Genomic DNA, 19,375 nt, shown 5'->3' on the forward strand with positions numbered 1-19,375 from the left:
AAGGCGGCGGATTGTTTTTTACTTAATCGCTTCGGAAACCGGATTACCAATATTTCCGCTCGGCTCCAGAATGTGCAACAGGGCCGAAACCGTAGGCGCAATGTCGGCAATCTGCGTCCGACGCGTCGTTTCGCCGGGTTTCACGCCCCAGCCATAGAATAGCAAAGGCACGTGCGTATCGTAGTTAAAGACCGTTCCGTGCGAAGTCCCTCCTTTTCGGTAGCCCTCCAGCCAGCCTGATTCATAGATAATGTACAGATCGCCGCTGCGCTTGGGGTGGTACACGTTGCGCAGCAACGTCAGCCAGTATTCCGGCACCGACACCGCCGCGAGGTCGTGGAAGTTAATCACGTTCACCACACCCGGCTGTTGCAGCAACGCCAACCGAATAGCTTCGACCGCATCGGCCATTTTGATTTTTTTCTCGCGTAACAGGTCCTGATTCAGGTAAAGCTGCTGGTTATCGTATTTTTTAATCCACGATCCCGGACCAAATGCCTTTTGAACAGCCTCATTGGCTACCTTGAGGGCGTCTCCCGAGTTGCGGAAACCAGCCGGAAGGTTCATGCTTTGCGAATAAGCCGGATTGTCGGCAGCTCCGTGGTCCGCCGAAAGAAAAACCAGGTAGTTGCCTTTACCAACCTGCGCATCGAAGGAGTTTAGCAGATCAGCCAGCACGCGGTCCAGCCGAAGGTATTCGTCTTGAGTTTCGATGGCGTCCGGCCCGAAGCGGTGTCCGATGTAGTCGGTAGAGGAAAAACTAATGCATAGAAAATCTGTTTCTTTTCCTTTGCCCAGATTTTCGCCTTTGAGTGCCGCCAGTGCCATTTCTTTCGTCAGCAAATCACCGAAAGGGCTCGTGCGTAATTCCTCATATTTGTTCCCCATCGAAGCGACGAACTGGTGCGGGAAAACCGGCTTGGTTTCACCTTGCAGCACGTTTTCGTAAGGCACATCATCGGCTGTACTTTCTACATACTGATCAATGGGCAACAGCGTTGTCCAGGTCTGCGTCACGTATTGCGCGGCCAGCTTCCGGGCGTTAAAATCTTTTACCCACTGCGGCAGATCTTTCATGTAAAAGGAGCTGGAAATCCAGTTTCCTTCTTTTGACTCAAACCAATAGGCTCCGTTCGCGGCGTGACCGGCGGGCAGAATGGCTCCACGATCTTTTAGCGCAATGCCGATTACTTTGGAACGCCCCTGCGAGGCGACCTTGAGCTGATCCGTAACGGTGGTTACCAACAAATTACGCGGCGACATTCTACCCGCTGGTGAAGCCATCCCTACCGTTGACACCGTCGAATCCTCTACGCAATAAACCGTCTGATCGGCCTGACGGTCAAACCAGTCGTTACCCACGATGCCACTGATGGCTGGTGTAGAGCCGGTATAGATGTGGGCGTGGCCGGGTGCCGTAATCGTAGCGGCATAGTGATAATGGTTATTCCGGCAGTTGAATCCTTCGCGCATTAATCGCTTAAAACCACCTTCGCTAAATTTGTCGTAATAGCGATACAAATAATCATACCGCATCTGATCAACCACAAAACCAACTACCAATTTTGGCTTGGCCAACGGATTAACCGCCGGTTTTTTGACCGTATTTTGTGAAAAAACACTTCCTGTCAGGGATAACAGGAGGCATAAAGAAGAAAAAATTCGCATTTTAGATTGGGAGAGCAAGTGTTCAAACGGTTAGGTTAACAATTCACAAAAATAAAGAACATTTATGGCAAGGTTACCGTTAGCCCTTAAAGGATTTATAAAACCATGACACCAACTGCAACGATCAAACCCGTCCGCATCGGTAATCGGGGACTTTGGTTCGCCGCTGCCATTTTAGTGAGTTGGGCGGGGATGCTGGTTTTTCTTTTACAGTTTCCCATCAACTGGCAAAATCCTCTGATTTACTTCTTTGTGCTTGTGCAGATGCATTTGTATACAGGCGTTTTTATTACGGCTCACGATGCCATTCACGGCGTAGTAGCGCCCCATAACAAGCGGCTTAACTACTGGATCGGCGCCCTTTGTGCGACGCTTTTTGCCTTCAATAATTACAACAAGCTTCATCAGAAACATCATTTGCATCATAAGCATTCCGCTACTGAAGAGGATCCAGACTATCACGAAGGGAATCCTAACTTTTTTGCGTGGTACTATAGCTTTCTGAAGCAATATATCTCTATTGCCCAAATTGTTCTGATGGCGGTTACATATAACATCCTGAAAATCTGGATCCCCATGGAAAATCTGATTCTTTTCTGGATGGTCCCGGCCATTCTGAGTACGTTTCAGCTATTCTATTTTGGTACCTATCTCCCCCACCGGGGCGAGCATCACAACCCACCGCACTACGCGCGCAGCCAGAAAGTCAATCACGTAGCCGCCTTTTTGTCCTGTTATTTTTTCGGGTATCACTACGAACACCATGCGTATCCGTATTTGCCGTGGTGGAAGCTGGCCGAAGCGCGGGAGAAACAAGCGATGAGCCAATAACGGAGAATAACCTATTTGCTGCGTTCGATGGTGTATTGCACTAATTGTTCCAGTGAATTTCGGAAAGTCGATTCGGGCAGGGTATAAAGAAATGTTTTTGCTTCGTCAACGTAGCGTCCCATTACTTCGGTTGCATATTGAATGCCCCCCGACTCTTTTACGTAACTAATGACTTCCGCGACGCGCTTGGGATTATCGCTTTCGTTTTTGATGATGTTGATGATGCGGCGTTTTTCCCGGTATCCCGATTTATTCAGCGCATAGATCAACGGCAAGGTCATTTTCTTTTCCTTGATATCGATGCCTAATGGCTTACCTACTTCAGCTTCGCCGTAATCAAACAAATCGTCTTTAATCTGGAACGCAATACCTACTTTTTCCCCAAAAAGCCGGGCGTTTTCTATCACGTCTTTTGCCGCATTTGCCGAACGCGCTCCGACGGCACAGCAAGCTGAAATCAAGGATGCCGTTTTCTGGCGGATAATTTCGTAGTAAACCTCTTCCGTAATATCGAGGCGGCGGGCTTTTTCAATCTGCAATAATTCGCCCTCACTGATTTCCCGAACGGCTGTTGATACCAGACGGAGTAAATCAAATTCTGCGTTGTCTACGGATAGCAATAATCCCCGTGATAGCAGGTAATCGCCCACCAGCACCGCAATCTTGTTCTTCCAGAGTGCATTAACGGAGAAAAAGCCCCGCCGGTAGTTGGAATCATCCACCACATCATCGTGAACCAGCGTAGCCGTGTGGAGCAGTTCGATCAGGGCTGCGCCGCGGTGTGTCGACTCATTGATTCCGCCGCAAACGCCCGCCGTCAGAAAAACAAACATGGGCCGGATCTGCTTTCCTTTCCGCCGAACGATGTAGTTCATGATCTGATCCAGCAGCATTACGTCGCTTTTCATAAACTGCCGGAACTTCAGCTCGAAGTTCTTCATTTCGGCGGCAATGGGAGCCTGTATATTCTGAATCGAAAGAGCCATGTGTATTTGAGGGGGCAAGTATACCACCGAAAAGGCAAATTAAGGCTATCGAAGTTCTAAAAACTTCAGATACCATCGTGTATTAGTGGAAAAAAGCTATCTTACTTCGAACTCATTCAAAAATTATGCGTGCACTTGTTCTAGGTGGTGGCTCCCTGAAAGGCGCTTTTCAAACCGGGGCCGTTCAAGCCATTTTGGAAACTGGTTTCGTTCCTGATTTTATTTACGGTATTTCTGTGGGAAGCCTCAATGCGAGTTTTCTGGTCCACGAAGCTGGGAGACAGTTTGTTAACAATGAAACCGTCGATTGGATAAAGGTTGGTCGTCATCTGCTGGAATTCTGGATTAAGAACATTACAAAGCCGGAAGATGTAGCCGTTATTCGTTCCCGATTTATGCTTGGCTTCAACACCTTGATGAGCCGGTTTGATGGTTTATTGGATAACACGCCGATTCAGACGCTTGTTCGGAATAATCTTGACCTGGATGTGCTGCGTAAAAGCCCGGTTCGGTTAAAAGTCGGAGCTGTTGATATAATTAATGGGGATATGGTCTATGTAGACCAGCAGGACGAACACATCCTGGATTACATTTTTGCCAGCAGTTCGTTGCCTTTTCTGATGCCTGCTGTTTCTATTGGGGGCGATCATCGAAAAGCCTTCCTCGATGGTGGCCTGCGCGAAGTAGCTCCGCTGCGCATTGCTATTGATGACGGAGCCACCGAAATCGTCTGCGTGGCTTGTCATGCCAAACGAGTTTTCAACGAACACGTCAATTACCGCAGCATCTTTACGTTGGTTGAACGTGTCAAAGACATTACCATCAATCAAATTGTCAATAATGATATTGCCTGGGCGGAACGTTTCGTCGAACGCGAAAAACTCAGTGGCCGCGATGTAAGCCTGACTGTTATTCGTCCTGATGAGCCACTCCGGCTAAACATCATGAAATTTACTCCCGACGACATTGGCCAACTGGTTGTACAGGGCTACCGCGCGGCAACAACCGTCCTAAAAGCCAAAGGCATTCCCCGACAGGCTAATTTAGACGCTCCTATCACCCCGGCCCAACTTACTAACCTATAAGTCATGCAAAAGCCCGGCCAATGGGTCGGGCTTTTGCAATTAATCAGTTTGTTTCTAGGAATGGCCTAGCTCTGCTCTAGGGTCAGTTTCCGGGTCTTTATCTTGCCCCCAGGAAGCCCGGCGGGCTTCTTCAACTTCGGCATCCGTTGGCGGAACATTGCGACGACTCGTGTTGTCATCCATCATCCGCAAATCGTTCAGGTCAGCGTCGAGTTCCCGATCTGTGTCGGTTACTTCAACCGCGCTTCCATCCTGGTTCCACCGTTTGGTGTCATCCAGGGTATCTGCCTGGTTGTTTGGTTCTGTATCAATTGGCTGCACATCTGTCGGCTCGATATCGCTTGAATCGGCTTTCCTCGAAGGCAGTTCGTGATTTAATTCCCGATCGTAAGTTTGGGCTAATTCTGAAGGTACGCCCATAACATTATTTGAACGCTGAGACGCGTAGGAATCAGTGCTTTCTTTTCTGGATTTGCTTGAGATACTCATAACGTTGTTAATTAAAGGGTAAGTTTTAAGAGCTAAAAATCAAGAACTTCTCCTGATTAATAGGCGGGTTGATGGGAGGTGGAAGTTCCCGTTTGACTAACTTCTTCCTCTTTCTCTTCCTGCGACTGGTTTGAGTTAGTATCAGAATCGTTGGCATCAGTGCTATCGCCCTGCTCTTTGGCTTTTTCCTGCGCTTTAGGCGTAGGCACTTCGTCATCCGAGGCATAGTCGTCTGGCCCATGCGTGGTTACGTTAGCCATCGATGTATTGGATTTTCCAGCCTGGCTTAATCCCTCCTGGGTTACATCCTCGGGAAGGTCATCATCCTGGTCGCCAAATCGGAGAAGACCATTTTCGCTATCCATATCGGTGCTTCCAATGCCCCGGTTATTGCGACCATCCTGGCCACCACGTATCTGAATACTGTCCAGTCCGTTAGCTGAATTTTCTACTTCGTCCTGATTTTTATTGTCCTGAATCGCCCGATCAACGTCGGTATCATCTGGTCCATAAGGTCCATCTGTGCGGCCAGTAATCTGTGCTCCTTCGTGGCGAACACCTTTTTCGCCTTGCTGACGGAGTTCTTGTTCTTTATCTGCCATAATATGTGAGCGTCTAGTGCTATAGGGGTAACATTCCCCTGTAATACTATAACCCGAAAATGCAGAAAAGGTTAAAAAGAGACCCGGGACAAGAGCAGGAAAAAAACAAAATACCCACAAGATCCAAAGAAGTTTTTGCCTTCTTTTCTGGGTCTTGTGGGTATTAGCCAGTCGCGAGATCGGGTTGCTACACGCGGGTCGCAATTACCTCCTTGATGTCTGAAATGATCTTATTGGCCAGATAATCCGCTGTCGAAAGCGTATCGGACTCTGAATAGATGCGAATGATTGGTTCCGTGTTGGATTTTCGCAGGTGAACCCATTCTTTATCAAACTCTATTTTGACCCCATCAATGGTGTTAATTGGGTTTTTAGCGTATTTGGTTTTAATCCGCTCCAGCACCGCATCGACGTCAACGTCGGGTGTGAGTTCAATTTTATTTTTGGAGATGTAGTAATTAGGATAAGTCCGCCGTAGCATCGAGGCCGATTTACCTGATTTGGCTAAATGCGTCAGGAAAAGTGCAATACCCACCAGCGCATCCCGGCCATAGTGCAGTTCCGGATAAATAATACCGCCGTTGCCTTCGCCCCCAATGATGGCATTTTGCTTACGCATCATTTCCACCACGTTCACCTCACCGACAGCCGATGCAAAGTGCTTCCCACCGTGCTTCTGCGTCACATCACGCAAAGCCACCGTCGAAGACAGGTTGGATACTGTATTTGCGGGGTTTTCTTTTGTCGATCCGTGTTTCAAAATATAATCTGACACGGCAACCAGGGTGTATTCCTCTCCGAATGGCGAACCGTCTTCACAAATAATTGCCAGTCGGTCTACGTCTGGATCAACCACAATACCCAAGTCATACACGCCTTTTTCAAGTTCCTTGATGATGTCGCGGAGGTTTTCCGGCAGCGGCTCAGGATTGTGCGCAAAATAACCCGTCGGTTCGCAGTGCAGCCGCTGGATATTTTCAACGCCCAGGGCTTCCAGCAGCATAGGAACCGCTATTCCGCCCGTTGAGTTAACGGCATCAACGACCACCCGAAACTTCCGGGCGGCAACGGCCTCCCGGTCCACCAACGGCAAGGCCAGAATCGAGTCAATGTGCTTTTGTAACCAGGTATCGTCCGTTCGGTAGCTTCCTAATTTACGCACTTCGGCAAACACAAACGCCTCAGATTCCGCCAAAGCCAAGACCTCAGCCCCGTCTTCGCCAGAGATAAATTCTCCTTTCTCGTTTAGCAACTTAAGCGCATTCCATTGAATTGGGTTATGGCTGGCCGTCAGAATGATACCACCCGCTGCATTTTCGCCCGGCACGGCTACTTCGACCGTTGGGGTTGTCGAGAGTCCTAAGTCAATAACGTGGATTCCTAACCCTTGCAGCGTCGCCGAAACCAATTGCGAAACCATGCTGCCTGAGATTCGTCCATCCCGCCCGATCACAACTGTCAAGGGACCCTTTTGATGCCGTCCCTGCAACCACTGTCCGAATGCCGCTGAGAACTTAACCACATCCAGCGGTGTCAAACTTTCTCCTACCTGACCGCCAATTGTACCACGAATTCCCGAAATTGACTTAATTAATGCCACGTTGCTTTGTATCGTAATGATGTTTTATGCTTAACAAATATAGCAGCAGGGAGTGCTCAGTAGTTAGTAATTACTATTTTTTATTCGTCCCTTCCTACAATTGATTAATCTCAACGCTGGCCTGCATGGTTGATTGCACCTGTTTTCCCTGAAAGGAGATTAATCCCTTTAGCGGTGCCAGTTGATCATGGTAGAGGGATGCAGCCAGGTACAAATGATTATTAGTCACCATATTACCTTCTGTAGGATCAAATCCACGCCAGCCCGCTTCGGGCAAATATACCTCTACCCAGGCGTGCAACTCATGTACGCTTTGCGGATTACTAAACGAATAGCCACTTACAAACCGAGCAGCCATGCCCAAGCTTCGGCAGCAGGCAATGTACAAGGTTGCATAATCGCGGCAGGTGCCTTTCCGGTTGGAGAGCGTCGCTTCGGGTTCATGCGCTGGTCCCTCGTCCCGAATCTCGTAGACAAAGGTATCGCGGATGGTACTGCAAAGCAGCGTTAGAAAAGGAATCGTCTGCCATTGGGCTTCGTTTGCCACCTGGCGCGCATATTGCTCAACCAGCGAGGTAACCCCGTGCCGAACCAGGTAGGAAGCCAGCAGTTTTTGCTGCGGTTCCGGATAGGTAAAGGGCAATTGCTGGGTCTCGAATGGGTATAAAATAAAATCAAACGAATTGAACGGCTCCGACTGCACCTTCATATCCACTTCGACCGTCAATGCCTGCGCACGTGCTTCGAAATAGGCGATTTGCTGCACGTTTCCTTCGGCATCTATATTCCGAACCAATTTAACGGGCTCCGGTTCAATGCGCAGCTCGTAGCTGTTCAGGCGTTGATACGGATAGATTTTAGGATATAAATAAAGGGTATGCGGCTCCAGCTTGACTGGAGTTGAGTAATCATAGCGGAGCCGGTGCCGTACGTGCAGTTCCATAAAAGCCTCAGTGAGGAATTTTATCAAAAATGGGACTCATCCAGTCATCGGGCAATTTCCGGACTGAATTATTGAGCAATGCACTCCATTGATTGGCAATTATTTCCATGTCTTCTTTCTCCAGCCGGTGTTCGGTCAGGTGAAAGCTATCTTTTGGATAGATAACCACATCCAGCGGATAATCAACGTCATTGGCACTGATTCGTGTTGCATCGAAGGCCAGAAAGCCAATTTTCAGGGCATCCTGCAAGGAAGCGTCGTACTTCAGATTGCGGTAAAGTAAGGGTTTTCCATAACCAGAATTGCCAATAATTCGGAAAGGCGTTCCCTGGTCTACTTCCACCCAGTTTCCTTCCGGATACAGCATGTACAGCTTATGCTCATCGTCATCTTCCAGCTGTCCACCAACGATGGCATTCAGGTTAAAATTAAGACCAGCTGCCGTTAACGCCTCCCGATCTTCGTTGGCCACCCGCCGGACCTGCTCACCAAAAGCATTGACCGCTTTGTATAATTTATTGAACGACCGGTCTTTTTCCTCAATAACCTCTTTAAAATACGTAATAGCCTTGTCTCGTACGGACCGCAGGCCAGAAGTCATGATGAATAAGGAATGGTGATCCAATTGATGAACAGAAACCTTGCGATTACTGGAAACTTCGGTGCCGGAAGTAAGTCTTCGGTCGGCAATGGCCACTAAACCGGAGGCCACTTTCATTCCTAAACAGTAAGTCATTGAGTTGGTCGGTACAAGCGATGTTCGGGCAAATATACACCTTTCCGGCTTTGCAGGAACCTTTTTCGACACGTACGGGCTAACTCGGCTTAATTTTTCGAAAAACAGGACTGAAAATCAGCCTCAAAATAGGCAAACAAAAAAGCCGCCCCGCAATCAGGGAACGGCTTTCCGGCTTTCTTAACCTAAACTAGTATTTATATTTTTAATTGCCACTGCCTGCACGGTTGCGCTCGGCTTCCGTACTCGTACTCCGTTGGCGGGCGGCTTTTACGTTTTGATTCCCAAAGCGGTACGTAAATGTCAGACGGGCAATCCGGCTTTCCCAGCGCGACGCAACCCGGAAGTCAATATCCTGGTATTTAGCGTGTCCGCTAAACTTGTTCAACCAAAGCGGATCGTTGATGTTTAATTTCAGATTGGCTTTTTTGTTAAGCAGGGCTTTCTGAATTCCCAAACCGAAAGACCCTTGTGGCTCGTAGCGATAGAAACCATATAGTCCTTTGGAGTTGTACCAGCCGAAAACTTCCGCCGTAAACCCTTTGCCTAACACGAAGTTTTGTGATGAATATAAGTTAAAGGCAACAAAGTCAACATTATACTGCGCTCCCAGGTACGGAGAGTTAAATTTATTGTAATAAACGTTGATGTTGTTCTGCATGTTCCACCACTTCGTCACGGGCACCGGGAAGCTAACCGTCAGGTTTACATTATCCTGCGTTGCCAGGTTGTCGGATGTGACGAACGTAATGTTTCTTTCTGGGATTTGCCCCGGCACTTCGTCAACAATTACATCCATGGTGCGACTGTAGCCCAAGGTGGTTGAGATAGCCCCTTTGTATACGTGTGTCAACTGAAACGAGTTGGTAAACTGTGGCTTCAGGTAGGGATTGCCCTGCTGGTAGGTGTACGGATCCAGGTAAAAACGGAACGGATTCAGGTTCTGGTAGTTAGGACGGTCGATGCGGCGGCTATACGAAAGATTCAGAACGTTATTTTTGTTAACCTGACGCGATAAGAAAAGCGTTGGGAACAGGTTGGTGTAGTTACGATCCACGATTTTGTTCATCGTAACCGAGTTTCCTCTCGAGATGGTATTTTCGAGGCGTAAGCCAACTTGCAAGGTTAGATTTTCGGCTAATTTTCCGGCGTAATTGACATAAGCTGCGTTGATTTTCTCCGTGTATTTGAACTGGTTACTCTGCTCGGTGTTAAACAGCCATTTCCCGTCTACAAAATCCTCAAAAATCAGGTTATTGTCGGTGTTGACGTAGCTGCTCTTCACCCCTGCCTCAAACTTAGCTCCTTTCTTCAGCGGATGCACGTAATCTGATTTGAACGCCCAAATGTCAATGGTGGAAGGCATGTCGTTCCGAATCTGCTCCATTGGCTGAATGGGGAATCCTTCGGGACCGTTGTAAGTCGTATTCAGCTGGTTATACGAATTCCCGTTGAACCGAGAATAATCCAGGTCGGCGGTTAACTCGCGGCCTTTACCGTCAAAATCATATTTATAATTCAGGTTGCTGGTTACGTTTGTCAGCTGGTTTCTCATTTCTACATCTGTAAATGGCTTGAGAATGACCTGCCGATTAAAATCACGAATGATGGTTTCGTTGTACGCATTTTCCTGCCGCCAGTCGTTCACAAAACCCGTTACCAGAAACCCAACGGTGCTTTTCTTATTAATAAAGTAATCGAGCCCCCCCCGGAAATTATGACCTTTGCTTACGTTCGGACGGCGGGAAGCCTGATCAAAATACTTAGGGCGTCCCAGGCTGTCAGGCAATATCCGATTCAGGTCATTTTCCTGAAAGCGACGGTTGTGTGAAAAGCTGTAATTGCCGAAGGCGTTGATTTTGCCAACCCGGTGATTCAGGCTTAAACTAGCGGTTGCTTTTTCGTAGCGTCCGTAGCCTACCCCGGCAATGGCCGTTCCATTGGTACCGAAATTTTTGTTTTTCTTCATCCGGATGTTGATGATCCCAACGTTTCCGGCTGCATCGTATTTAGAAGAAGGGTTGGTGATAATCTCGATTTTTTCGATGTTATCGCTTGGTGTATTTTTCAGTAGATTGGATACTTCCTGCGCAGACAGGTACGTTTGTTTGCCATCAATCATGACAATAACTCCGCCTTTTCCTTTTAACTGGATGTTGTCATTCTGGCGATCAATGGTAACACCCGGTGCTTTCTCCAATACTTCCAGGGCTGTGCTACCACTTGATACAATGCTATTTTCAACGTTTACAACGGTTCGGTCAATTTCCTGCTCAATGAAAGGCTTTTTCGCCACCACATTGACTTCTTTCAGGTTCTTGGTTTCTTCTGCCATCGTGAGCGTTTTCACCTGCACCTCGTTGGTCGTCTCATCAATCACAAAGGCTTCGGAATAAACCTTCTTATACCCAACCATGCTCCCACCGACCAGATAGCGACCACCAGCCACATTTTCAAACTCATATTTACCTGCCGCACCCGAAACCGCCCCTTTCACCAGGGTGGAATCTTTGGCCCGCAATAGCATCATGGTTGCGTACTCAAACGGTTTCTGCGTACCGTCTAGCACGATTCCGCTAACTTTCCCTTTGGCTGGACCCTGGGCCTGAACGCCCAAAGTGCTTATTCCAAGTACTAGTCCAAGTAGTGTAAACGTTTTCATTAGTATTTGTTGTTAGGTTATTCCGAAGTACAGTGCGAAGTTAGGTAGTATGTATAACCCAGTTCCTTTTCTTACACAAATGGTTGATAAAAAGGGATGACTGGTCGATACATCATAAGGCCTTTTTGTGGCTTCTATTTTCGGGATAGATGACGATTCAGGGCGTTGGGTTGCACCGGATTCTGGCATTGTGGCGAATGGTTAAATAGCTATTTGAGTGGTTTTAATACCCATTTAGCCAAATCTCAGTTATAGAAGAAGACCTGAAAAACCATGCTCGAAAAAATTTATCATACCTCCCTTAGCCTTCTTACCGATCTCTACCAACTCACGATGGCCTACGGATACTGGAAATCCGGTAGCGCCGACAAAGAGGCTGTTTTTACCCTGTACTTTCGAAAAGCTCCGTTTCAGGGCAATTTTACCGTGGCTTGCGGCTTGGCAACAGTTATTGATTATATAACTAATTTTGGTTTTTCCGACGATGATCTCGCCTATCTGCGCACCTTGACAGGCAATGACGCGCAGCCTTTGTTCGATCCTGCCTTTTTGGATTATTTGAAAAACCTGCGTCTTACCGTTTCGGTTGATGCTGTTCCCGAGGGTACGGTCGTCTTTCCCAACGAGCCACTGATTCGCGTCCAGGGACCGATTTTGCAATGCCAACTACTGGAAACGCCCCTTTTGACGCTTATCAATTTTGAGACGCTGATTGCCACCAAAGCCGCCCGGATTCGCCTGGCCGCGCAGAAAGATACCGTCATGGAGTTTGGCTTGCGCCGCGCTCAAGGAATTGACGGGGGGCTAACAGCCAGTCGTGCCGCTTACATTGGCGGCGGCAATGCAACATCTAATGTATTGGCGGGCAAACTGTTTGGCATTCCGGTAAACGGCACCCACGCCCACAGTTGGGTTATGTCTTTTGACAGCGAATGGGAGGCTTTTCAAACCTACGCAGACGTTCTTCCCAACAACGTCACTTTATTGGTTGATACCTACGACACCCTGGATGGGGTTCGAAATGCCATTGAGGCGGGCAAAAAACTGCGTTCGCGCGGGCACAAACTGGCGGCAATCCGGCTGGATTCCGGTGATTTGGCTTACCTCAGCATTGAAGCGCGTAAGTTACTCGACGAAGCGGGTTTTACCGACACGGGCATTGTAGCCAGCAACGATCTGGACGAAACGTTAATTGTCAGCCTAAAAGAACAAGGCGCGCGCATCAACATCTGGGGAATCGGCACCAAACTGGTAACCGCTTACGATCAGCCTGCTTTGGGCGGCGTTTATAAGCTGACGGCCATCCGCAATAAAACGGGAAGCTGGGACTATAAACTGAAATTATCCGAGCAAACCATTAAAATATCAACGCCGGGAATTCAGCAGATTCGACGTTTTCGCGACTCGACAGGCTTTGTCGCGGACATGATTTTCAATGAAGAAATGCCGCCGCCCCTGCCCACCACGATGATTGATCCGCTGGATTTTACCCGCCGACGCACTTTTAGCCTAGCAGTCCCTTTTGAGGATTTGGTTGTTCCCGTTGTTCAGCAGGGGCAAGTAGTTTACGAAAGCCCAACCATTCACGAGATCCGGGAGCGGGTTCAAGCGCAACTGGCGCAGTTTCACCCCGGCATTAAACGCTTTACCAATCCCCACACTTATCCGGTTGGTTTGGAGCAGCAGTTGCATGAGTTGAAGACCAACCTGATATTGCAGCTCCGAAACGGATAACTAGGTGGCATTAGCCGGAGAATGCATGCCTCTAAATCTATTTTCGATCCATATTTGTTATTGCCTTAACAGGAACAAAATCGCTGCATGAAACTACTGAAAATTGCCGCTGGCGTTGTGAATCAAATCCCGATGGCCTGGGAGCATAACCGCCGAAACATTATTAATGCGATCGAAGAAGCCAAAAGTCAGGACGTTAGCTTGCTTTGTCTTCCCGAACTTTGCATCACCGGCTACGGCTGCGAGGATATGTTTTTCTCGCACGAATTGATCGAACAGGCCCAACAATCCTTGCTGGATATTGTCCCTCACACGGGCGATATTGTTGTTGCCGTGAGCTTGCCACTGCGTCTGGCTAATAACAGAACCTACGACACGGCTTGCCTCATTGCGAACAAGCGCATTCTGGGCTTTGTCTGTAAGCAATATTTAGCCAATAATGGTATTCACTACGAGACCCGCTGGTTTCAGCCCTGGCAACCCGGCCTGCGGGATGAGATTCAGATTGGTGAGTTTACCTATCCGGTGGGCGATTTGCTATTCGACGTATCCGGCGTCAAAATCGGTTTTGAGATTTGCGAAGATGCCTGGATTGCTAACCGACCGGGACGCAGCCTGCACGACCGGGGAGCCGATATTATCCTGAATCCCAGTGCCAGCCACTTCTCTTTCTTTAAATCGCAGGTCCGCGAACGCTTCGTGCTCGATGGCTCCCGCGCGTTTGGCGTTAGCTATATCTACTGCAACTTGCTGGGTAATGAGTCGGGGCGAGCCATTTTCGACGGGGATGCTTTCATGGCGTCAAACGGCCAGTTGGTGGCTTCCAGCCCTCGCTTCAGCTATGCCGATCACCTGATTGTTACGGCTGTAATTGATGTGGATGATACGCGCCTGAGCCAGGTACAGAGTAAAGCAAATCCAGCGGGTCTGTTTCCTAACCTGCGCGTTCAAGCCCCATTCAACTGGCCGGAAGCTACGTTTGTTCAGCCTACCGCCGAGCTGGAATATTGGGAACGCGGTAATCACCTGAAAGAAGAAGAATTTGCGCGGGCGGTGGCTTTGTCGCTGTTTGATTATCTACGAAAAAGCCACTCATACGGCTTTGTGCTGTCCCTTAGCGGTGGGGCCGATTCGTCAGCGCTGGCGGCTTTGGTATTTCTGATGATTAAGCTGGCCGAAGAAAGCATTGGCATTGGTGGTTTGAAGCAGAAATTATCGTACATCAGAGGCATTCAGGAGTTTACAACGGCAGAAGAGATTTGCAACGCCTTGTTAACCACCATGTATCAGGGCACTGAAAATAGCTCTACGGATACCTACGAATCCGCCGAGTCGTTGGCTAAATCCATCAACGCGACCTTCTACAACATCAATATTAATGGTCTGGTGGAGACTTATACAAAGCTTATTGAAGAGCAATTAGGGCGAAAACTAAGCTGGGATACGGATGATTTGGCTTTACAAAACATTCAGGCGCGTGTCCGGGCTCCAAGCGCCTGGCTGCTAACCAACGTGAAAAATGCCTTGTTACTCGCTACTTCCAACCGCTCCGAAGCAGCTGTAGGCTACGCTACCATGGATGGTGACACCGCCGGAAGTATTTCACCCATTGCTGGCATCGACAAGCAGTATTTGCGCCAGTGGTTGCGCTGGGCCGAAACCGAAGGCGTTGGCGGCCACCTCAAAGTAACGGGACTCGCCAAGGTAAATAGCCTCCAGCCTACCGCCGAATTGCGTCCGCTCGAACGCAACCAGACCGATGAGGAAGATTTGATGCCATACGATGTCCTGAATGCCATCGAGAAGTTTGGCATTCGCGACAAGCAATCGCCCAAAGAAGTGCTGCAACGACTGGATGTTGTTTTTAACGGACAGTATTCCCGCGAAAAACTTTATCTGTCAGTCGATCGATTTTTCCGTCTGTGGAGCCGAAATCAATGGAAACGAGAACGCTATGCCCCTTCTTTCCACCTCGACGACGAGAATCTGGATCCAAAAACATGGTGCCGATTCCCGATTCTGAACAGTGGTTTTGAAAAAGAACTGCGCGAACTAAAAGAATACTACGAAGGCAACGCCGGAAAAGGTCGCAAAGGAAAAATTGGCTTCTAAAGCTAGCGTTCCTGTTCACTCATAAAAGTCCGTTTGTCAACAAATGCTCCCAGCGGGTTTTGTGGCGCGGACTTTTTTTGCCACTTTTTCCCTAGCTCGATAATGGGTAATTCCAGGAGCTGGTACATGGAATAAGCAATCAAGAACAACATGACCAAGATAGGCAATGAGTCGAGTAGGCTAAGCACATTAATCCTTTTAGACAACCCTAAAACGCTGATGTAATTGCTTAGGGGTTGCAGTAGCGGCTGATGAATCAGGTAAAGGCTGTAGCTGCAAAGGCCAACAGGCACCAATATAATTTCCCAGCGATAGGCAGGCCGTTGCGGTTGCGAAATGTATTTTTCAGCAACAATGGCCCAAATAATTGTTTCCCACAAGGCAGCCACGTATAACCAGACAAAGAAATATTTTGCGGCAAAATAGGCCAGCGTAAACAATACCAAAAACGTATTTGACACCTTGAAAAGTCGGGTACCATTTACGTAGCTCTCAGCTAGCCAGGCTCCCAGGCACCACATGCCCCAGGTAGCTACCAGCGATAAGGCTAGCGCTGGCTGAGCGTGGGCATTTGGATCATTTAAGCCGATCCAAGCCATGTAAATCGGGTTTAGGGCCAGCAGTCCGAAGGCGGCTTTTTGAATGCCAAAGCGGGAGCGCAACCAGAGAAAAACAGGATACAAGAGATAAAACTGCCACTCTAACGCCAGACTCCAAAAAGACGGATTGATCTCGAAAAAGGTCGCATCTGACAAGTTATGAAGCAAAAACACGTGCGCAAAAAACGAAATCAACCCTTCTTTGGTCGTCAGGATGGAGAGGCTATAATGCTCGTTGCTGAACGAAAAAAACAGCAGAACCAGTAGATAGAGAGGATAAATTCGCCAGAAACGACGCATCATGAAGGAGCGATACGCCAATTTTTCCTGCTGGCTTCGGAGGTAAGAATAATGAATCAAAAAGCCACTGATAACCAGAAATAACTTGACTCCAGAATTTCCGTAGGCAGCGGGAAAGAACGTGTAAAAAAACTTTATCAGAGGCTGCTGGTGCGTGTCTAAAACGAATTGATTTTTGTACGTCAATTCATTTGAAAACTCCATCATAAAATGGAAAAAGAATACACTAAGTATTGCTACCGCCCGCAACACGTCGAAACGCAGCAATTTTTCGGGCAAATCTTTTTTCATAGGTACTAATTACCAGACAGTTAAGAGGACGAATAAAACTAATTAACATATATGAAATATGCAATTAGTTTACAGTCTCTTTCGTAAACGGTAATCAGCCAGCAGCCCCTTTAAAGCTATTTATTTCATTTTCACGATGGTAACGCCTGCCCCGCCCCGATCTGCGTGTTCATCGGACATAGGGCCAACCTGAGAAAAGGACCGCAAGTGTTGCCGGACCAGATTGCGCAGAATCCCATCGCCTTTCCCGTGCACAATGCGCAGTTCAGGATAGCCCAGCATAATGGCATTGTCCAGGAAATTATCCAATTCAACCATCGCTTCTTCGCCCCGTTTACCGCGTATATCCAGGTTAAAGCTGAAACTCATCATCTTTTCGTTCAGGTCAATGCCCTGCACTTTGGGTCTGGCCGCCTCCCCGGTTGCTTCGCGGTACACTTTTCGGCTTACTTTTTCCAGCCGGTTTAGCTTTATGTTCGACTTCAGATCGCCAATGCTGATCTCGGCGTCTTTGCCTTTTAAAGCCAGCACCTGACCAATGGCATTTTGTCCCTGAATCCGCACGTAACTGCCCACGGTAATGGCTCCTTCTGCGGGGAGAAATTCTTCTTCCGCATCCTGCGCTTTGGCCCGCTTCGGCTCATCAACCAGTACTTCGGTTACTAATTCCTGACGGTCAAACTGTTCCAGCTTCTGCCGTACCTGCCGGGTTTGCTCTCGTTCGGCTTTGTTTTCGCGAATTTCCCGAATGGTATTCTCGATGCGCTGATTCGCTTCTGAAACCAGCGTTTTTGCCTTTAGCTTGGCCTCGTTCAGGATTCGTTTCTGATCGTTTTCAAGGCGGGTTTGCAGGGCGGTCGTCTCAGCGAGTTGCTGGGCCAGTTTTCGCTGGTTGATGCCCACTTCCAGGTTTTTTTCCGAGAAGATGCGCTTTTCAATATCGAGTTCCTTAATCAGTTTTTCAAAATTTACCTGCTGGGTTCCGAGCTTGTCTTTGGCCCGCTCGATAACGGCTTTCGGAAGACCGATCTTGGACGCAATTTCAAACGCAAACGAGCTGCCCGGTCGGCCAACTTCCAGCGTATACAGCGGTTCCAGGTTTTCACCATCGAAGCGCATGGCCCCGTTAACCAGTCCCTGGGTTTTATCCGCAAACATTTTCAGGTTGGTGTAGTGCGTGTTAATGACGCCATACGCACCCGATTTATTCAATTCTTCCAGAATGGCTTCGGCAATGGCCCCGCCCAGACTTGGTTCTGTTCCGGTTCCAAATTCGTCAATCAGAAACAAGGTCCGCTTGTTGGAAAGCGTCAGAAACGTGCGCATGCTGGTTAGGTGTGAGCTATACGTACTTAGGTCATTTTCCAGGGATTGCTCGTCGCCGATATCGATAAACAGGTTTTGAAAAATACCCGCTTTCGACCCTTCATACACCGGAATCAGTAGCCCCGACTGCACCATATACTGCAACAGGCCGATGGTTTTCAGCGCCACCGATTTACCTCCGGCGTTCGGTCCGGAAATAATCAGAATCCGTTGTTTCTGGTCCAGCCGAATGCTTAGCGGCACCACTTTTTTTCCTTGTTTTTCAAAGGAAAGGTACAGCAAGGGGTGGCGCGCACCCTGCCAGTCAATTAGCGTCTGGTTCACCAGTTCGGGAAGATCAGCGGCCATTTGGCTGGCTAATTTCGCCTTTGCCCGAATGAAGTCCACCAGCCCGAGAAACGTCGTTGCTTTGTGAAGATCAGGCAAATAGGGCCGTAACGTATCTGTCAATTCGCGCAGGATGCGGTGCACCTCCCGGCGTTCTTCGTATTCTAATTCCCGAATTTCGTTGTTCGTATCAAATACCTCCGACGGTTCGATAAAGACCGTTTGCCCCGTTGCCGATTCGTCGTGAATAAATCCTTTCAGGCGACGCTTGTGCTCCGCCGCCACCGGGATAACCATGCGCCCGTTCCGAATGGTCAGGGAAACATCATCGGCCACCCAACCTTGCTGGCGGGCATTGCGCAAGATTCCATCCAGCTTTTTCCGCAAACCAGCCTGCTCCGAAATGATGCGCCGCCGAATATCCGCCAGGGCCGGTGAAGCTGAGTCACGAACATGGCCCCGGTCGTCGATCACGCGCTCAATGGCGTCGGTCAGTTTTTTATCTATCGTTACTACTTCGGCCAGTTCCGACAAGTACGGGTAACTCCCCTCTTCTTTGGCTTCCAGAAAACGCAGGCATTGCTGGATGGTTCGGAGGGTTAATTTCAGTTCAAAAAACTCTTCTTCCGAGAGCATCATTCCTTCAATGCGGGTCTTCTGCAACTGAGGGCGAATATCCAGGTAATTGGAGGACGGAAAGTCGGGCTCATACTGAACAATATTTTTAAATTCGGCCACCTGCCGAAGCATTTTTTCAATTAGTTGAAAGTTGTCCGAAAACCGGATTTTCTCCACGTACGACTGTCCCAGCGGGCTTAAACAAGCCTGCCGCAGCAGATCGCGAATTTTATCAAAACCTAATTTCTGTTCGAAAGACTCAGGGTAAAGCATTAATTCCGTTTATAATTTGTTGTTAGCAGCCTGGTTTAGCACCGGGACTGTAAATAGATAACGAATTCTTGAAAGCGTCAGTTCTTGATTAGGAAAAAGCGTATAAATGCGTTTACAAAACCGGAAAAACCCCTAATTAACTAATAGTCATCATTTTGTAGATTTGGGTTACGCCTATTTTCCTAAATCGAGC

General features: G+C 48.4%; 14 protein-coding genes. 4 read left to right on the forward strand and 10 right to left on the reverse strand.

The genetic code is table 11. The features are described from left to right. Positions 1–18 precede the first annotated feature (18 nt). Positions 19–1,668 (reverse strand): alkaline phosphatase PafA, encoded by a 1,650-nt coding sequence (gene pafA, locus L0Y31_RS18595; protein ID WP_234734591.1) that lies wholly within the window; start codon positions 1,666–1,668, stop codon positions 19–21. Positions 1,669–1,773: 105 nt separating this feature from the next. Between pafA and L0Y31_RS18600 the strand changes: the two genes are divergently transcribed. After that, positions 1,774–2,499, forward strand: coding sequence for a fatty acid desaturase (locus L0Y31_RS18600; RefSeq protein ID WP_234734592.1), 726 nt, complete (start codon positions 1,774–1,776; stop codon positions 2,497–2,499). An 11-nt stretch (positions 2,500–2,510) separates the two neighbouring features. Here L0Y31_RS18600 and L0Y31_RS18605 read toward each other — a convergent pair whose 3' ends face one another. Next, positions 2,511–3,485, reverse strand: coding sequence for a polyprenyl synthetase family protein (locus L0Y31_RS18605; protein ID WP_234734593.1), 975 nt, complete (start codon positions 3,483–3,485; stop codon positions 2,511–2,513). Between the two features lie 125 nt (positions 3,486–3,610). Between L0Y31_RS18605 and L0Y31_RS18610 the strand changes: the two genes are divergently transcribed. Continuing rightward, a complete protein-coding gene (locus tag L0Y31_RS18610) occupies positions 3,611–4,570 on the forward strand; it encodes a patatin-like phospholipase family protein (RefSeq protein ID WP_234734594.1) in 960 nt (319 codons plus the stop codon). A gap of 54 nt (positions 4,571–4,624) precedes the next feature. Here L0Y31_RS18610 and L0Y31_RS18615 read toward each other — a convergent pair whose 3' ends face one another. From L0Y31_RS18615 to L0Y31_RS18640, 6 genes are all read right to left on the reverse strand, one after another. Next, the gene (locus L0Y31_RS18615) at positions 4,625–4,990 is read right to left on the reverse strand and encodes a hypothetical protein (protein ID WP_234734595.1); all 366 of its coding nucleotides are present in this window, start codon (positions 4,988–4,990) and stop codon (positions 4,625–4,627) included. A 125-nt stretch (positions 4,991–5,115) separates the two neighbouring features. Beyond that, positions 5,116–5,661: a hypothetical protein gene (locus L0Y31_RS18620; protein ID WP_234734596.1), complete on the reverse strand. Its 546-nt coding sequence runs from the start codon at positions 5,659–5,661 to the stop codon at positions 5,116–5,118. Between the two features lie 187 nt (positions 5,662–5,848). Further along, entirely contained in the window at positions 5,849–7,261 is a 1,413-nt protein-coding gene (gene glmM, locus L0Y31_RS18625) for a phosphoglucosamine mutase (RefSeq protein ID WP_234734597.1), read from the reverse strand. A gap of 94 nt (positions 7,262–7,355) precedes the next feature. Continuing rightward, positions 7,356–8,204, reverse strand: coding sequence for a transglutaminase family protein (locus tag L0Y31_RS18630; protein WP_234734598.1), 849 nt, complete (start codon positions 8,202–8,204; stop codon positions 7,356–7,358). Between the two features lie 7 nt (positions 8,205–8,211). Beyond that, positions 8,212–8,940: a proteasome-type protease gene (locus L0Y31_RS18635; protein WP_234734599.1), complete on the reverse strand. Its 729-nt coding sequence runs from the start codon at positions 8,938–8,940 to the stop codon at positions 8,212–8,214. 205 nt (positions 8,941–9,145) lie between these two features. Next, entirely contained in the window at positions 9,146–11,602 is a 2,457-nt protein-coding gene (locus L0Y31_RS18640) for a TonB-dependent receptor (protein WP_234734600.1), read from the reverse strand. 273 nt (positions 11,603–11,875) lie between these two features. Here L0Y31_RS18640 and L0Y31_RS18645 point away from each other — a divergent pair, with 273 nt between their 5' ends. Then, positions 11,876–13,336 carry a nicotinate phosphoribosyltransferase gene (locus L0Y31_RS18645; protein ID WP_234734601.1) on the forward strand — a complete coding sequence of 487 codons (1,461 nt, stop codon included), beginning with the start codon at positions 11,876–11,878 and terminating at the stop codon, positions 13,334–13,336. 87 nt (positions 13,337–13,423) lie between these two features. Then, positions 13,424–15,448 (forward strand): NAD(+) synthase, encoded by a 2,025-nt coding sequence (gene nadE, locus L0Y31_RS18650; protein ID WP_234734602.1) that lies wholly within the window; start codon positions 13,424–13,426, stop codon positions 15,446–15,448. A 2-nt stretch (positions 15,449–15,450) separates the two neighbouring features. Here nadE and L0Y31_RS18655 read toward each other — a convergent pair whose 3' ends face one another. Both L0Y31_RS18655 and L0Y31_RS18660 read right to left on the reverse strand, forming a co-directional pair. Beyond that, a complete protein-coding gene (locus L0Y31_RS18655) occupies positions 15,451–16,638 on the reverse strand; it encodes an acyltransferase family protein (protein ID WP_234734603.1) in 1,188 nt (395 codons plus the stop codon). Between the two features lie 120 nt (positions 16,639–16,758). After that, positions 16,759–19,182, reverse strand: a complete 2,424-nt coding sequence (locus L0Y31_RS18660; RefSeq protein WP_234734604.1) for an endonuclease MutS2 — start codon at positions 19,180–19,182, stop codon at positions 16,759–16,761. Positions 19,183–19,375: the final 193 nt, after the last annotated feature.

It is taken from the genome of Tellurirhabdus bombi, assembly GCF_021484805.1.
Classification (GTDB): Bacteria; Bacteroidota; Bacteroidia; order Cytophagales; family Spirosomataceae; genus Tellurirhabdus; species Tellurirhabdus bombi.

Bases quoted from the DNA above. Each gene is read 5' to 3' on its own strand.
- pafA (WP_234734591.1), bottom strand. From the start codon at position 1,668: ATGCGAATTTTTTCTTCTTTATGCCTCCTGTTATCCCTGACAGGAAGT.
- L0Y31_RS18600 (WP_234734592.1), top strand. From the start codon at position 1,774: ATGACACCAACTGCAACGATCAAACCCGTCCGCATCGGTAATCGGGGA.
- L0Y31_RS18605 (WP_234734593.1), bottom strand. From the start codon at position 3,485: ATGGCTCTTTCGATTCAGAATATACAGGCTCCCATTGCCGCCGAAATG.
- L0Y31_RS18610 (WP_234734594.1), top strand. From the start codon at position 3,611: ATGCGTGCACTTGTTCTAGGTGGTGGCTCCCTGAAAGGCGCTTTTCAA.
- L0Y31_RS18615 (WP_234734595.1), bottom strand. From the start codon at position 4,990: ATGGGCGTACCTTCAGAATTAGCCCAAACTTACGATCGGGAATTAAAT.
- L0Y31_RS18620 (WP_234734596.1), bottom strand. From the start codon at position 5,661: ATGGCAGATAAAGAACAAGAACTCCGTCAGCAAGGCGAAAAAGGTGTT.
- L0Y31_RS18630 (WP_234734598.1), bottom strand. From the start codon at position 8,204: ATGGAACTGCACGTACGGCACCGGCTCCGCTATGATTACTCAACTCCA.
- L0Y31_RS18635 (WP_234734599.1), bottom strand. From the start codon at position 8,940: ATGACTTACTGTTTAGGAATGAAAGTGGCCTCCGGTTTAGTGGCCATT.
- L0Y31_RS18640 (WP_234734600.1), bottom strand. From the start codon at position 11,602: ATGAAAACGTTTACACTACTTGGACTAGTACTTGGAATAAGCACTTTG.
- L0Y31_RS18645 (WP_234734601.1), top strand. From the start codon at position 11,876: ATGCTCGAAAAAATTTATCATACCTCCCTTAGCCTTCTTACCGATCTC.
- nadE (WP_234734602.1), top strand. From the start codon at position 13,424: ATGAAACTACTGAAAATTGCCGCTGGCGTTGTGAATCAAATCCCGATG.
- L0Y31_RS18655 (WP_234734603.1), bottom strand. From the start codon at position 16,638: ATGAAAAAAGATTTGCCCGAAAAATTGCTGCGTTTCGACGTGTTGCGG.
- L0Y31_RS18660 (WP_234734604.1), bottom strand. From the start codon at position 19,182: ATGCTTTACCCTGAGTCTTTCGAACAGAAATTAGGTTTTGATAAAATT.